The sequence below is a fragment of the Streptomyces sp. NBC_00872 genome (assembly GCF_045161915.1).
Lineage (GTDB): Bacteria > Actinomycetota > Actinomycetes > Streptomycetales > Streptomycetaceae > Streptomyces.
The window spans coordinates 5,243,058-5,257,460 of record NZ_CP108806.1 but is presented as its reverse complement, the minus strand read 5'-3'; the positions used below and the strand labels follow the sequence as shown (position 1 = coordinate 5,257,460).

The window sequence follows — 14,403 nt, the reverse complement described above, 5'->3', positions numbered from 1 at the left end:
GCCGCGGCCCCTGGGGGCGGCGGCCGGCTCGGTGAAGGTCCGGTCAGTCGTTGTCGACGTCGAACGGGTCGGCGATCTGCTGGCCCGTCAGATGCCGTGCCAGCGCGAGGAAGCTGCGGGCCAGATGCCATTCCGTCGCCCTGGCCAGCGCGTCGCCGTCGCCGAGCCGGGCCGCGGCCAGCATCGCCCGGTGTTCGTTGGAGGTCTCCTCGGCACGGTCGTGCAGGACCTGGAGCACATCCCACGGGAACTTCTGCCAGAGCTGGTCGATCTCGTCGGTCAGCCCTTCGTTGCCGCAGTTCGCGTAGAAGAGGAAGTGGAACTGACGGTTCGTGGCGTTCAGCCGCGCCCGGTCCCCCTCGGCGGCGGCCTCCTCCATCTCGGTGACCAGCCGCTCCGCGAGGTCGATGTCGCGCGGGGAGAGCCGCCGCGCCGCCCGCTGCATGGCGTACGGCTCCACCAGACGGCGCAGCAGATAGACGGTCTTGACCTGCTCGTAGTCGGCGTCGGCGACCCTGACCCCCTTGTGCGGCTCACCGACCAGTACGCCCTCGGCCTCCAGCAGCCGCAGCGCCTCGCGGACCGGGGTGATGCTGGTCTCGAACATCGCGGCGAGTACGTCCTGCTGGATACGGCTGCCCCGGGGCAGTTCGCCCTCGCTGATCATCCGCCGCAGCTCGGTGGCGATACGGTCGCGCTTCGTCAGCGGTTTCGCCCCCTTCGACGCGACACCGTCGGTCGCGGTGGGGGGACGTCGGCGGGCCGGCGGCAGCATGGGTGTGTCCTTCATCGCTCAGCGCTCGGGGAGCGTCGGGTCGGCGGGTCTGACGAGTGTCGCACCGGCGGAACGGGTTCCGTGCCGGATCGACCGGCCGGACCCGCCACCGCGGCCGGCACCGCGGCCGGACCGGCCGCCGCGCGGTCGAGGCCGTGATGGAAGTCCGCGAGGACCGCGGCGAAGGCCTCGGGCTCGTCCAGATACGCGACATGGCCCGCGCCGGCCACGACACCGTACGTGCCGCCGAGTTGACCGGCCAGGGTCTTCGCCGCGTCGGCGCCGACGCGTTCGTCGTACGCGCCGCGCAGCACCAGACAGGGCGGACCGGGCGGCCGGGGCGGCTCGTCGTCGGCCCAGCCGAGCGTGGCGCGCAGGGAGTCGAGCAGCGTCCGCGGGCGGGTCGCCGCCATCGACCGGCGCAGCAGTTCACGCCGGGCGGGATCGGGGCCGCGCAGGGTGCCGTCCACATAGCTACGGGCGAACGCGGCGGTCCCGGCGCGGCGCAGCCGTTCCTCGGTCTCCGCCAGCCGGCCCGCCGCCGCGGGCCCGCCGGCCGGGGGAAATCCGACGAGGGTCAACGAGCGTACGGAGCCGGGCCGTTGGCGGGCGAGGGCGAGCGCGACGAGGGCGCCGAGACCGGAGCCGACGACATCCACGGGGCGGTCCGCGGGCCGGTCCACGAGGTGATCCACGCGGTGATCCGCAGGGTGACCTGCGGGGTGATCTACGGGGTGATCCGCCGCGTGCGACGAGGCCGTCTCCAGCGCACCGGCCAGGGTGAACGGTTCGGCGGCCCGCTCGCCGTGCCCCGGCAGATCGGGCGCCTCTGCGGCCCGCCCCCCGGCGCACAGAAAGCGGAGCGCGGGTGCCCAGGTGCGCGCGTCGCCGCCCCAGGTGTGCAGCAGAAGCAGAGACGTGGCCGACGTGGCCGGAGACATCGCCGTCGCACTCATAGGCACCTCACGTCAGGATCATGCATCTTTCGGTTTCTTGAGTATAGCTATTGCATGTCAGGCATCCTAGTGCTCAGAATCCCCGGTATGACCACGACCCACTCCGTGCACCACAGCGAGGGCGACGCACCGCGCGACCCCCGAGCCGGCGCGCACGGGCCAGCAGGAACGGCCGCACCGGCCGGCGCGCACGGTGGCGCCACGGTGGCGATCGACGGGCTGACCATGCGCTTCGGTGAACGCACCGTGTCCCAGGACATCGATCTGACCATCGGCGCCGGGGAGGTGCTCTCGATCGTCGGACCCTCCGGCTGCGGCAAGACCACCCTGCTGCGGGCGGTGGCCGGACTGATCCCGCCCGCCGAGGGCGAGGTCCGTATCGACGGACAGACCACGGCCGGCACCCCGGACGGGGTGGCGATGGTCTTCCAGCACTTCGGCCTCTTCCCGTGGAAGACGGTCGAGGCGAATGTCGCCTACGCCCTGCGCGTGCGCGGCGTCGCCAAGAAGGAAGCACTGGAACGGGCGCGGGAGCTGATCACCCTCGTCGGTCTGTCCGGCTTCGAGAAGTCGTATCCGCACCAGCTCTCCGGCGGTATGCAGCAGCGCACCGGGCTGGCGCGCGCGCTGGCCGTACGCCCCCGGCTGCTGCTCATGGACGAACCCTTCGGCGCGCTGGACGCCCAGACCCGCGAGGTCCTCCAGTTCGAGCTGCTGAACATCTGGCAGGACCATCCCGTGACGATGCTGTTCGTCACGCACTCGATCGACGAGGCCGTCCTGTTCGGGGACCGGATCGCCGTGCTCAACGGGCGGCCCAGTGGTGTCGCCGAGCTGATCGACGTGGCGCTTCCGCACCCCCGCGACCGGTCCGTACTGGCCACCCCGGAGTTCCTCGCCATCCGCGAGCGGGTCTGGTCCCTGGTCATGACCCCCGACGCGCGGCACTGACCGCACGGCACCGACCGCGCGGCACCGACCGCCCGACCCGTGCCCGGCCAGTGCCCGGCGCGGACCGCCCCCGATTCCCCCTCGCCCTCCGATTCCCCCCTCGCCCTCCGCCCCTCAGCCACCCGTCACCACCACCCGCACCGCCACCTGTCGCGCACGCGCACGCGCACTCGCACTCGCACCCGGCACGGCGGCAGAAGGAGAGCAGTTCGCATGAGAATCTCCCGGCGCAGACGCGCCCTGGCCGCACTGGCCGCACTCGTCTCTCTCGGCGCCGCCGTGGCAGGCTGCGGCTCGGACGACTCGTCCTCCGGCTCCGCGGGCGACGGCGGGTCCGGCGGGAACACGAAGATCACCATCGGAGTGCCCGGCATCCCGCCGATCTATCTGAACACCGTTCTCTACGTGGGCGAGAAGCAGGGCTTCTTCTCCGCACGCGGTGTGGACGTCACCCTCCGCCCGCTGACCACCGGGGCCGATGTCGGCCGCGCGGTGCAGAGCGGTGAGATCCAGGGCGGCATCATCGGCACCCCGGGCGCGGTCGCCCTCGGCGCGAGCGGCGGCTCGATCGTCTCGGTGATGGGCTTCCCCAAGCCGACCTATCTGCTGGCCAGTACCGACGGAAGCGTCACCGACTGCGCTTCGGTCAAGGGCAAGACCGTCGCGGTCGACGCGGTGGGCGCGCCCAAGGCCCTGGGGCTGGGCGCCATGCTGGCGAGCTGCGGCCTCGGCGCGAAGGACGTCAGCACCATCAATGTGGGCGGCCCGCCCACCGTCGACGCGCTGGTGGCCGGTCAGGTCAAGCTCGCCGTCCTCCACCCCGACGAACTGGCCACCGTGCAGGAGAAGATCAAGCCCGGCACCAAGGTCAACAAGGTCATGACACTCGCCGACGTCGACCCGCTCCAGCACTACACCGTGCTCGTCGCCCGCAAGGACCAGCTCAGCGGCGCCTCCCGGGACACCTGGGTCAAGGTCGTCGCGGCGCTCCGCGAGACGGTCGCCTTCATGTACGACCCGGCCAACGCCAAGCAGGTCGCGGCCGAGGCGGCATCCGTCACCAAGGAACCGGGGACCGTGACCGAGGCGGCGCTGCCGCAGTTCCTCGCGCTCGGCGTCTGGCCCAAGACCGGCGACGGCCTCGACAAGGCCGCCGTCCAGCACACCATCGACGAGGCGGTCAAGGCGGGCAATGTGCCCGAGGCCAAGGCTCCCACGTACGACTCGCTGGTGGACCCGTCGGTCTTCGCCGACGCGACGGGCAAGTGATGCGGGCCCCGGAGCCGCGGACCACCCCCGGCGCCGGCTCCCGGCCGCCGGCCGCCGGTCCGCCACCTGCCGACGGTCCGCGACCTCCCACCGCCGCCGCCGCCCCGATCGGGCGTACTCGCCCGCGCACGGTCCGTAAGACCGCGCTCATGACCGCACTGCGTCCGGCCTCCCCGGCCTCCCTGACGGCGCGTCTGCGACCGCTCGCCATCTCGGCGGCGGGTCTGCTGGCCGGGCTCGGTCTGTGGCAGTTCGCCGGGCAGCGGGACCCCGTCCTGTTCGCCACGCCCGGCCGCTCGGCCTCGGCGCTGCTGGACATGGTCCGGGACGGCTCGCTCCAGAGCGCGCTGCTCTCCTCGGGAAAACTGCTGGTCATCGGGCTCGCCCTGGCGATCGTCGCCGGTGTCGGCTTCGGCCTGCTGCTCTCCCGGGCCCGGCTGCTGCGGGCGAGCACGGACTGGCTGCTCTTCGCGCTCCAGTCGGTCCCGATCGTGGCGCTCGCCCCGCTGATCCTGTCGGCGTTCGGCTTCGGCCTGCCCGCCAAGACACTGGTGGTCTTTCTGACCGCGGTCTTCCCCGTCGTCGTGAACACGGCGGAGGGCGCGCACCGGGTGCCGACGACCCTGCTGGAGGTCGCCCGTACCTACCGCAGCAGCGAGTGGCGTATCTGGAAGGACGTGCTGCTGCCGCACACCGTGCCGTACGCCATGACCGGGGTACGGCAGGGGATCGCGATGGCGTTCGTGGGGACCCTGGCCGCGGAGTTCTTCCTCAACGCCAGTGGCGTCGGCGGACTGCTGCTCGCCGCCGGCACCCGGTTCGACACGGCCACGGTGCTCGGTCTGACCGTGCTGGTGTCGGTGCTGGCCGTCGCCCTGATGGGCTGCGGCCGGGCGATCGAGCGGCACTTCGCACGCTGGCGGACGGTGAAGGCATGACGACACATCAGGACACATCGGCGGCAGCCCCTACGCCGGGGTCCCGTACCCCGGGATCCCGTATCCCGCGTGAGCGGGAGGGACGCCCGCCCGGCCGGCCGAAGGGACGGCCGGGCACCCGCGGCTCCCGGCTCAGCCCCCGTACGGCCGGACTGCTCGGCAAACTGGCCGTGGCCCTCGTGGTCGTCGTGGTCTGGGAGGCCTCGGTACGGCTGTGGCTGCCCGCCTATCTGCCCACGCCGTCCGGTGTGGCGGGGACGGCCTGGCCGACGCTGACCTCCGAGGCGTTCGGCACCGCGCTCGGCGAGACGCTCGGCGGGGTGGCGCTCGGTCTGCTCCTGGGCTGCACCGCCGGTACGGCGCTCGGTCTGGGTCTGGGCAGGGTGCCGTGGCTGCGCCAGCTGTCCTCCCCGTACATCAGCGGTCTGTACGCGATGCCGATGCTGGCCATCGTGCCGATGGCGACGATCTGGCTCGGCTACTCCGGTCAGACCCGACTGGCCGTGATCGCCCTGTCGGCGTTCCTGCCCTGCGCGGTGAGCACCGGCGACGGCGCCCGTGAGATACCCGCCCAGCTGGGCGAACTCTCCCAGGTGCTGCGGCTGTCGCGGTGGCGGGTGGTGGTCGACGTCCTGCTGCCCTCGACGCTGCCGTTCATCATCGCCGGGGTCCAGGTGGCGGTGGGCCGGGCCCTGGTCGGCGCGGTGGCGGTGGAGTTCCTCGCGAGCCTGCCGGGTCTGGGCACGTACATCCTCACCAACGCGCACTCGTTCGAACAGGACGCCGCGTTCGTCGCGGTCCTCGTGCTGGCCACGCTCGGCATCGTCGCGCGGGCGGGTACGGAGACGGCGCTGCGCCGACTGGCCCCCTGGCATCTGCACGTCAACCGCTGAAGTACCGAACTTGAAGTACCGACCACCCAGTACCGACCACTCAGCACCGATCAGCACCGATCAGCACCGATCACTGAGGCAAGGAGCGAGGAAATGCCCGACGACGGCGGCCCGCGGCCGTTCCGTACGCAGCTCATCGACGGAATGCGCGTCGAGTGGGACGTACCCATCGAGATGGACGACGGGATCGTGCTGCGCGCGGACGTGTTCCGGCCGGTGACCGACGAGCCGGTGCCGGTGATCATGACCTACGGTCCGTACGCCAAGGGCCTGCCCTTCCAGCGCGGGTATCCCAGCGCGTGGGAGGCGATGTCCCGGGACCACCCCGACACCGTGGCGGGCACCTCGAACAAGTACCAGAACTGGGAGGTCGTCGACCCCGAGAAGTGGGTGCCGCACGGCTACGCCTGCGTACGGGTCGACTCGCGCGGCACCGGCCGCTCGCCCGGCCGGGTGGACCCCTTCTCCCCGCGTGAGACCCGTGACTTCCACGACTGCGTCGAGTGGGCGGGCACCCGGGAGTGGAGCAATGGGCGGGTGGGCCTCAACGGCATCTCGTACTACGCGATGAACCAGTGGCACGTCGCCTCCCTGCGCCCGCCGCACCTGGCCGCGATCTGTCCCTGGGAGGGGGCCGCGGACTTCTACCGGGACGGCGCGTACCAGGGCGGTATCCGCTCCACCTTCTGGGACAACTGGTACGACATGCAGGTCAAGACGGTCCAGTACGGGGTCGGCGAGGTGGGCGGCCGCAATCCGAACACCGGTCAGCCGATCTGCGGCGACGAGGTCCTGCCGCCGGAGGAGCTGGCCGCGAACCGTACCGACCTCGGCGCGGACATCAGGGCGCACGCCTTCGACGACGCGTACCACCGGGACCGCTCTGCGCACTGGGACGCGATCGACGTCCCCGTTCTGAGCTGCGGCAACTGGGGCGGCCAGGGGCTCCATCTGCGCGGCAACGTGGAGGGGTTCGTACGGGCCGCGTCCACCCGTAAGTGGCTGGAGATGCACGGCCACGCGCACTGGCCGCTCTTCTACACCGACTACGGCGTCGATCTCCAGATGCGCTTCTTCGACCGGTATCTGAAGGACGAGCCCAACGGCTGGGAGGACCGGCCCGCGGTACAGCTCCAGATCCGGCACGTCGACGGGACCTTCACCGAACGCGGCGAGGACGCCTGGCCGCTGCCGTCGACACGGTGGACCCGGCTGCGTCTGACCGCGGACCGCTCGCTCACGGAGGAGCCGCCGGCCACCGGGGGGACGGCCGGGTTCACGGCGTCGGGCGAGGGAGTGTCGGGCAAGGAAGTGTCCGGCAAGGAAGTGTCCGGCGAGCGAGTGGAGTTCGCGGCGTCCGGCGACGGTGTGGAGTTCAGCACCCCGCCGCTGCCGGAGCGGACCGAGATCACCGGTCCGCTGGCGGCGAAGCTGTTCGTCTCGTCCACCACCACCGACGCCGATCTCTTCCTGGTCGTACGGGTCTACTCGCCCAACGGCGAGGAGGTCGTCTTCCAAGGCGCGCTGGATCCGCACACCCCCGTCGGCCAGGGCTGGCTGCGCGCCTCCCACCGCCGTCTCGACCCGGAGCTGTCGACCCCGTACCGCCCCTTCCATCCGCACGACCGCGCCGAGCCGCTGGAGCCGGGGGCCGTCCACGAGCTCGACATCGAGATCCTGCCGACCTCCCTGGTCATCCCCGCCGGCTACCGCCTCGCCCTCCAGGTGCGCGGCCGGGACTACGTCTACCCCGGTCCCAGCGCCCGGCTCTCCAACCTCAAGAACGAGCTCACGGGCTGCGGTCCCTTCCTCCACAACGACCCCGCCAACCGCCCGCCCGACGTCTACGCCGGCCGGACCACCCTCCACGTGGGCGGCTCCCACGCGTCGTATCTCCTGCTCCCGGTGATCCCACCGGCCTGAGAGACCGCGTCGCCCACCGGCCCCGGCCGACTGCCGTTTTCCGGGCAGCCGACCGGGGCCGCAGGTGTTTCCGGGGCAGCGGCCGGGGCCGGAGTTTCCGGGGGGCAGCGACCGGGGCCGGTGCTTCCTGGCAGCGGCCGGGGCCGGTGGGCGGGGGTCAGGCGTCGGACGGGGGTCAGGCGTCCAGTGCCTCGCGCCACTCGCGTACCGCGTCGGCCGAGACCGGCCCGGTCCAGCCGCCCGGCCTCGCCGCGCCGCCGATGTGGAAGCCGTCGACTCCCGCCGCGAGCAGTACGTCCACATGGTCGAGGCGGAGCCCGCCGCCGACCAGCATGCGCGGGCCGTAGCCCGCCTCACCGCGGCCCGCCGCGCGTGCCTCCGCGAGCAGGGTGGGCAGGCCGTTGTCCACGCCCGCGGCCGAACCGGCGGTGAGATACGTGTCCAGCCCCGGCAGATCCGCCAGCTGCTTGCGCAGCGCGTCCCGGTCCGCCGCGCGGTCGATCGCCCGGTGGAAGGTCCAGCGGCAGCCGTCCAGCTCCGCGAGCAGCCGCTCCACCGTCACCAGGTCCGGCGTCCCGTCCTCGTCCAGGAAGCCGAAGACGAACTCCTCCGCCCCCTCCGCCCGCAGCCCGCGCGCCGCCGCCACCAGCGCGTCCACATCGCCCGGCCCGCCCGGTTCGCCCACCGTGAAGCCGTCGGCCAGCCGCAGCATCACCCGGAGTGGGATGTCGACCGCGGCTCGGATCTCCGCGAAGGTCTCGCGGGGCGGGGTCAGCCCGTCCGCCGCCATGTCGGTGACGAGTTCGAGGCGGTCCGCACCTCCGCTCCGGGCGGCGACCGCGTCCTCCGCGTCGAGGGCGATCACCTCCAGGACTGCACGCTTGCTCATGAGACCTCATTCATCAGGGGATTCAACGGGGGGATTCAGCAGGGGGGATGTGTCCGGCTATAGGTCTAGTCCAATGTCCAGCCTAAGGGGAGCGAAACCCCGGCGCACCAGCGCACCCGTACCGTGAATCACTGCCGCAACATGGCGGCGCCCCGGCCGCACTCCGGCCGCACCCCGGCCGCGTCCCGGAAAAATACCCCCCAGGGGTACCTTGAACTCCCTACAGGCGAGAGGTATACCTGAAAGGAGTGATACCCCTAGGGGGTACGATGTGTCCTATCGGTCGAACACCAAGGAGCCGTCAGCGATGAGCCTCGCCAGAACCACCGGCGCACCCGCCGAAGTCGAGCTCGCCATCGGCGGTATGACCTGTGCCTCCTGTGCCGCCCGTGTCGAGAAGAAGCTCAACCGCATGGACGGCGTCGAGGCGACCGTCAACTACGCCACCGAAAAGGCCAAGATCTCCTACCGCGATACGGACATCGCCGTCCAGGACCTCATCGCCACCGTCGAGGCCACGGGCTACACCGCCCGGCGGCCCGCCCCCGTGGTGCCGGAACCGGCCGATACGGAACCGGCCGATACGGAACCGGCCGATACGGAACGGGCCGGTACGGAACTCGCGGAGGACGCCGCCAAGGACGCCGAGCTGCGCTCCCTGCGCGAGCGGCTGATCACCGCCGTCGTCCTCTCCGTCCCCGTCGTCGCGATGGCCATGATCCCCGCCCTCCAGTTCGACTACTGGCAGTGGCTCTCCCTCACCCTCGCCGCCCCCGTCGTCACCTACGCCGGCTACCCCTTCCACCGCGCCGCCCTCACCAACGCCCGCCACGGCGCCGCCACCATGGACACCCTCATCTCGCTCGGTACGTCGGCGGCGTTCCTGTGGTCGCTGTGGGCGCTGTTCTTCGGTACGGCGGGCATGCCCGGGATGACCCACCCCTTCGAGCTGACCATCACCCGCACCGACGGCGCCGGGAACATCTATCTCGAAGCCGCGGCCGGGGTGACGGCCTTCATCCTCGCCGGGCGCTACTTCGAGGCGCGTTCCAAGCGGAAGGCCGGCGCGGCCCTGCGGGCGCTGCTGGAGCTGGGGGCCAAGGAGGTCACCGTCCTGCGCGAGGGCCGTGAGACCACCGTGCCCACCGCCCGGCTCCGGGTCGGTGACCGTTTCCTCGTACGGCCCGGCGAGAAGATCGCGACCGACGGCACCGTCGTGGAGGGCTCCTCGGCCGTCGACGCGTCGATGCTCACGGGAGAGTCCCTCCCCGTCGAGGTGTCGGCCGGGGACGCGGTGACCGGCGCCACGCTCAACGCGGGCGGCCGGCTCGTCGTCGAGGCCACCCGTATCGGCGCGGACACCCAGCTCGCCCGCATGGCCCGGATGGTCGAGGACGCCCAGAACGGCAAGGCCGCCGTACAGCGTCTCGCGGACCGTGTCTCCGCCGTCTTCGTCCCCGTCGTCATCGGTCTCGCGCTGGCCACGCTCGGCTTCTGGCTCGGCGACGGCGCGGGGCTGACTGCCGCCTTCACCGCCGCCGTCGCCGTACTGATCATCGCCTGCCCCTGCGCCCTGGGCCTGGCCACGCCCACGGCCCTCCTGGTCGGCACCGGACGAGGCGCCCAGCTCGGCATCCTCATCAAGGGGCCCGAGGTCCTCGAATCCACCCGTCGCGCGGACACGATCGTCCTGGACAAGACCGGCACGGTCACCACCGGGAAGATGACCCTGCTCGCCACCCACACGGCGGCCGGCACCGACGAGACCGAGGTGCTGCGTCTCGCCGGCGCCCTGGAGCACGCCTCCGAACACCCCATCGCCCGAGCCGTCGCCGCCGGCGCGGCCGAGCGCCTCGCCGGCCGGGAGCGCCTCACCGGCGCGGCCGAGCACCTCACTGACCGGGAGCGCCTCACCGACGGCCGGCCGGCCGCGGGTTCCGTCGAACGGCCGGCCACCGACCCCGGCGGACGGCCCGCCGCCCACTCCGTCGAACGCTCCGGCACGCTCCCCACCCCCGAGGACTTCACCAACGTCCCCGGTCTCGGTGTCCAGGGCACCGTCGACGGCCACGCCGTCCTCGTCGGCCGCGCCCAGCTCCTCGCCGACCGGAAGATCCTGCTCCCCGCCGGCCTGGAGCGCAGGAAGACCGAGGCCGAGGCGGCGGGCCGCACGGCCATCGCGGTGGCCTGGGACGGAGAGGCCCGCGCGGTCCTCGAAGTCGCCGACGCCGTGAAGGACACCAGCCCCGAGGCCGTCCGCCGGCTGCGCGCCCTCGGTCTGACCCCGATCCTGCTCACCGGCGACAACAAGGCCGTCGCCGCCTCCGTCGCCGCCGAGGTCGGTATCGACCCGGACCAGGTCATCGCCGAGGTCATGCCCGAGGACAAGGTCGACGTCATCAAGAAGCTCCAGGCGGAGGGCCGTTCCGTCGCCATGGTGGGCGACGGCGTCAACGACGCCGCGGCCCTCGCCCAGGCCGATCTCGGCCTCGCCATGGGCACCGGCACCGACGCCGCGATCGAGGCCGGCGACCTCACCCTCGTACGCGGCGATCTGCGCACGGCCGCGGACGCGATCCGGCTGGCCCGCCGCACCCTCACCACCATCCGCGTCAATCTCTTCTGGGCCTTCGCCTACAACGTCGCCGCCATCCCGCTCGCCGCCGCCGGACTCCTCAACCCGATGATCGCCGGGGGCGCCATGGCCTTCTCGTCGGTCTTCGTCGTCGGCAACTCGCTCCGGCTGCGCGGCTTCAAGGCCTCGTAGCCACCGCGGACGAGCGCTGTACGGGAGGCTCCCGGGGCCCGGAACGGATCCGTTCCGGGCCCCGGCCCTATGGTCGTCCCATGTCCGCCCCTGATCCCCACGGCCCGCACCACGTCCGCGACCTGCGCGATCGCTTCGCCGCCACGCTCCTGGCCCTCCGCGACGAGGCCGCGCCCGGCCCGCACGTGTCCGACCCGTACGCGTACGCCGACGACCTGCTCACCCGCTGGACCGAACCTCAGCGGCGCTACCACACCACCGCTCATCTGCTCGCCGTCCTCGACCACATCGACACGCTCGCCGAGTACGCCGCCGATGCCGACGTCGTGCGTCTCGCCGCCTGGTTCCACGACGCCGTCTACCGCCCCGACCGCTCCGAGAACGAGGAGCGCTCCGCCCGTCTCGCCGAACGCGCCCTCCCCGAGGCCGGGTTGAGCGACGACCGTACGCAGGAGGTCGCCCGGCTCGTCCGCCTCACCACCACCCACGCCGCCGGGCCCGACGACCGCAACGGCGCCGTCCTCTGCGACGCCGATCTCGCGATCCTGGCCTCGGCCCCGGACGCGTACGCCGCATACCAGGCGGCGGTCCGCGAGGAGTACGGATTCGTCCCGGACGCGGACTTCCGCGCGGGCCGGGCGGCGGTGCTGGAGCAGCTGCTCGCGCTGCCGGGCCTGTTCCGTACTCCCTACGGCGTACGGGAATGGGAGCACCGCGCCCGCCACAACCTCGCGGGCGAACTGGCGGCGCTGCGCACGTGAACGCAGACGCACGCGGGGCGCGAACGCGGCCCGGAACACGGGGCGCGAACACGGCCGGGAACACGGCCGGGAGCACGGCCAGGGACTCGGGCGGGAATGTAACGTCCTACACCGGCGTTGGCTCCTGTCGTGCCCAACTCCGCCGATCGACGCTCCGGTATGCCGCTCGCCGTCTACATCCTCGGCCTCGCGGTCTTCGCCCTCGGTACGAGTGAATTCATGCTGTCCGGCCTGCTGCCCCCGCTCGCCGACGACATGGACGTGTCCATCCCCACCGCCGGACTCCTCATATCCGCCTTCGCGATCGGCATGGTGATCGGCGCCCCGCTGCTCGCCGTGGCCACCCTGCGGCTCCCCCGCCGTACCACGCTCATCGCCCTGATCACCGTCTTCGGCCTCGGCCAGGTCGCGGGCGCGCTCGCCCCGACGTACGAGGTGCTCTTCGCGTCCCGCGTGATCAGCGCCTTCGCCTGCGCCGGATTCTGGGCGGTCGGCGCGGCCGTCGCCATCGCGATGGTCCCGCTCGACGCGCGCGCCCGCGCCATGGCCGTGATGATCGGCGGTCTGTCCATCGCGAACGTACTCGGCGTACCGGCCGGCGCGTTCCTCGGCGAACACCTTGGCTGGCGCTCGGCGTTCTGGGCCGTCGGCGCGGCCTCCGCGGTGGCGCTGGCCGGTGTCATGACACTGATCCCGCGTATCCCGGTCCCGGCCGAGAGGCCGCAGCTCAAGCGGGAGATGACCATCTACCGCGACCGTCAGGTCTGGCTCTCCATCACCGTCACCGCGCTCTCCGCGGGCGGTGTCTTCTGCGCGTTCTCGTATCTCGCCCCGCTGCTCACGGATGTGGCCGGGCTGGACAGCGGCTGGGTGCCGAGCGTGCTCGGACTCTTCGGGGTCGGCGCGCTGGTGGGTACGGCGCTGGGCGGCCGGTACGCGGACGCGCATCTCTTCGGCGTGATGCTCAGCGGCATCACCGCCTCGACGGTGCTGCTGGTCCTGCTGGCGCTCACCGCGTCGAACCCGGCCGCCGTGGTCACCCTGACCTTCCTCCTCGGCGTCTCGGCGTTCTACACGGCCCCGGCCCTGAACGCCCGTATGTTCAACATCGCCGCCGCGGCCCCCACCCTCGCGGGCGCCACCACCACGGCCGCCTTCAACCTGGGCAACACGGGCGGCCCCTGGCTCGGCGGCGTGGTCATCGACGCGGACTTCGGCTTCGCCTCGACGGCCTGGGCGGGCGCGGCGATGGCGGTGGTCGCGATCGCGCTGACGGCCGTATCACTGCGCTTCCACCACAGGGCCACGAGCCGAGTGGTAACAGGCTCACCCAAACTCCCCCCGTCCCCGTCCCCGGCACCATCCCCCACCGAGGCCGCCAACGGCTGAGCCGCTGTCAGTGCGCACTCGTAGTCTCCGCCCGTGACGACGACACCCAGGGCGCTGCCCGTACCCAGGACACTGCCCGTGGAGCCCCCTCCCCCCGCTCATCCCTGGCGGGACCTGCTCCAGCGCTGGAGCGACGAGTGGCTCGACCCGGCCCTGCACGAGCAGGAGCGCCCGGAACCCTTCCCGCCCGGGGTACGAGCCGCCCGCTGGCTGGGCGCCCCCGGCGCCACCGAAGGCGAGATCTCGGCGCTGGAGGACCGTCTCGGCGCGGAACTCCCCCCGAGCTACCGGCAGTTCCTGCGTACCACCAACGGCTGGCTGAACACCACACCGGAAATCCACCGGCTCCTGCCCGCACGGGAGGTCGGCCGGCTCCGGGACCTCGATCCGGGACTGATCGAGCCCTGGACCGAGAACGCCGACGCGTTCCAGGTGCCCGACGAGGAGTACTACGTCTACGGCGACGAGCAGCACAGCCACGCGCTCCGTCCGGAGTACCTCCCCGACACCCTCAAGATCAGCCACACCCCCGACGGGGACGTCTATCTGCTCAACCCCCACGTCGTCACCCCGTCCGGGGAGTGGGAGGCCTGGTACTTCGCCCACTGGCTGCCGGGGGCCGTACGCCACAGATCCTTCTGGGACCTGATGAACGATGAGTACGAGTCCTTCACGCACAGCGGTTGACCGCCGCTCCGGAGGGTGGAGCCGGGTGGAGGGCCGGTGGGACAATTCCGGGATGGGACGGACCTCGCGGTCGGCTCGGCCGCCCGCTCTGCGGGCGGGCACGCTCTGGGCCCGGGTGGTGTTCGACGGGACGGCGGTGCGTGTCACGCGGCGGTTCAACCCGGTCCCCGGTCGGCGGACCCGGCGTTATCCGGTGGACGAGTCC

Annotated in this window: 12 protein-coding genes; 9 read left to right on the top strand and 3 right to left on the bottom strand. The window is 72.2% G+C overall.

The features are described 5' to 3' along the window. Nucleotides 1-43 precede the first annotated feature (43 nt). Nucleotides 44-790 carry a GntR family transcriptional regulator gene (locus OG214_RS22650; protein WP_363082748.1) on the bottom strand — a complete coding sequence of 249 codons (747 nt, stop codon included), beginning with the start codon at nucleotides 788-790 and terminating at the stop codon, nucleotides 44-46. After that, a complete protein-coding gene (locus OG214_RS22645) occupies nucleotides 787-1,731 on the bottom strand; it encodes an alpha/beta fold hydrolase (RefSeq protein WP_405985757.1) in 945 nt (314 codons plus the stop codon). The genes OG214_RS22650 and OG214_RS22645 overlap by 4 nt, the downstream gene beginning before the upstream one ends. An 87-nt stretch (nucleotides 1,732-1,818) precedes the next feature. On the opposite strand from OG214_RS22645, the gene OG214_RS22640 reads away from it, so the two are divergent. From OG214_RS22640 to OG214_RS22620, 5 genes are all read left to right on the top strand, one after another. Beyond that, nucleotides 1,819-2,682: an ABC transporter ATP-binding protein gene (locus OG214_RS22640; protein WP_405985756.1), complete on the top strand. Its 864-nt coding sequence runs from the start codon at nucleotides 1,819-1,821 to the stop codon at nucleotides 2,680-2,682. A 213-nt stretch (nucleotides 2,683-2,895) separates the two neighbouring features. Further along, nucleotides 2,896-3,951: an ABC transporter substrate-binding protein gene (locus OG214_RS22635; protein WP_363082745.1), complete on the top strand. Its 1,056-nt coding sequence runs from the start codon at nucleotides 2,896-2,898 to the stop codon at nucleotides 3,949-3,951. Between the two features lie 149 nt (nucleotides 3,952-4,100). Next, a complete protein-coding gene (locus tag OG214_RS22630) occupies nucleotides 4,101-4,889 on the top strand; it encodes an ABC transporter permease (protein ID WP_405985755.1) in 789 nt (262 codons plus the stop codon). Beyond that, nucleotides 4,886-5,782, top strand: a complete 897-nt coding sequence (locus OG214_RS22625) for an ABC transporter permease (RefSeq protein WP_405985754.1) — start codon at nucleotides 4,886-4,888, stop codon at nucleotides 5,780-5,782. The genes OG214_RS22630 and OG214_RS22625 overlap by 4 nt, the downstream gene beginning before the upstream one ends. Nucleotides 5,783-5,875: 93 nt before the next feature. Continuing rightward, entirely contained in the window at nucleotides 5,876-7,705 is a 1,830-nt protein-coding gene (locus OG214_RS22620) for a CocE/NonD family hydrolase (RefSeq protein WP_405985753.1), read from the top strand. Between the two features lie 175 nt (nucleotides 7,706-7,880). On the opposite strand, the gene OG214_RS22615 is transcribed toward OG214_RS22620, so the two are convergent. Beyond that, nucleotides 7,881-8,594, bottom strand: coding sequence for a copper homeostasis protein CutC (locus OG214_RS22615; protein ID WP_405985752.1), 714 nt, complete (start codon nucleotides 8,592-8,594; stop codon nucleotides 7,881-7,883). A gap of 307 nt (nucleotides 8,595-8,901) precedes the next feature. Between OG214_RS22615 and OG214_RS22610 the strand changes: the two genes are divergently transcribed. The 4 genes from OG214_RS22610 (at nucleotide 8,902) to OG214_RS22595 (ending at nucleotide 14,198) form a co-directional block, all read left to right on the top strand. Further along, nucleotides 8,902-11,361 carry a heavy metal translocating P-type ATPase gene (locus OG214_RS22610; protein WP_405985751.1) on the top strand — a complete coding sequence of 820 codons (2,460 nt, stop codon included), beginning with the start codon at nucleotides 8,902-8,904 and terminating at the stop codon, nucleotides 11,359-11,361. 80 nt (nucleotides 11,362-11,441) lie between these two features. Next, the gene (locus OG214_RS22605) at nucleotides 11,442-12,122 is read left to right on the top strand and encodes a hypothetical protein (protein WP_405985750.1); all 681 of its coding nucleotides are present in this window, start codon (nucleotides 11,442-11,444) and stop codon (nucleotides 12,120-12,122) included. A 159-nt stretch (nucleotides 12,123-12,281) separates the two neighbouring features. After that, on the top strand, nucleotides 12,282-13,511 hold the full coding sequence (locus OG214_RS22600) for a Cmx/CmrA family chloramphenicol efflux MFS transporter (protein ID WP_405987576.1): 1,230 nt from the start codon (nucleotides 12,282-12,284) through the stop codon (nucleotides 13,509-13,511). 33 nt (nucleotides 13,512-13,544) lie between these two features. Then, nucleotides 13,545-14,198 (top strand): SMI1/KNR4 family protein, encoded by a 654-nt coding sequence (locus OG214_RS22595; RefSeq protein ID WP_405985749.1) that lies wholly within the window; start codon nucleotides 13,545-13,547, stop codon nucleotides 14,196-14,198. The last annotated feature ends 205 nt before the right edge of the window (nucleotides 14,199-14,403 follow it).

Coding starts and splice junctions, on each gene's coding strand:
- OG214_RS22650 (WP_363082748.1), bottom strand. CDS start 790: ATGAAGGACACACCCATGCTGCCGCCGGCCCGCCGACGTCCCCCCACC.
- OG214_RS22645 (WP_405985757.1), bottom strand. CDS start 1,731: ATGAGTGCGACGGCGATGTCTCCGGCCACGTCGGCCACGTCTCTGCTT.
- OG214_RS22640 (WP_405985756.1), top strand. CDS start 1,819: ATGACCACGACCCACTCCGTGCACCACAGCGAGGGCGACGCACCGCGC.
- OG214_RS22635 (WP_363082745.1), top strand. CDS start 2,896: ATGAGAATCTCCCGGCGCAGACGCGCCCTGGCCGCACTGGCCGCACTC.
- OG214_RS22630 (WP_405985755.1), top strand. CDS start 4,101: ATGACCGCACTGCGTCCGGCCTCCCCGGCCTCCCTGACGGCGCGTCTG.
- OG214_RS22625 (WP_405985754.1), top strand. CDS start 4,886: ATGACGACACATCAGGACACATCGGCGGCAGCCCCTACGCCGGGGTCC.
- OG214_RS22620 (WP_405985753.1), top strand. CDS start 5,876: ATGCCCGACGACGGCGGCCCGCGGCCGTTCCGTACGCAGCTCATCGAC.
- OG214_RS22615 (WP_405985752.1), bottom strand. CDS start 8,594: ATGAGCAAGCGTGCAGTCCTGGAGGTGATCGCCCTCGACGCGGAGGAC.
- OG214_RS22610 (WP_405985751.1), top strand. CDS start 8,902: ATGAGCCTCGCCAGAACCACCGGCGCACCCGCCGAAGTCGAGCTCGCC.
- OG214_RS22605 (WP_405985750.1), top strand. CDS start 11,442: ATGTCCGCCCCTGATCCCCACGGCCCGCACCACGTCCGCGACCTGCGC.
- OG214_RS22600 (WP_405987576.1), top strand. CDS start 12,282: ATGCCGCTCGCCGTCTACATCCTCGGCCTCGCGGTCTTCGCCCTCGGT.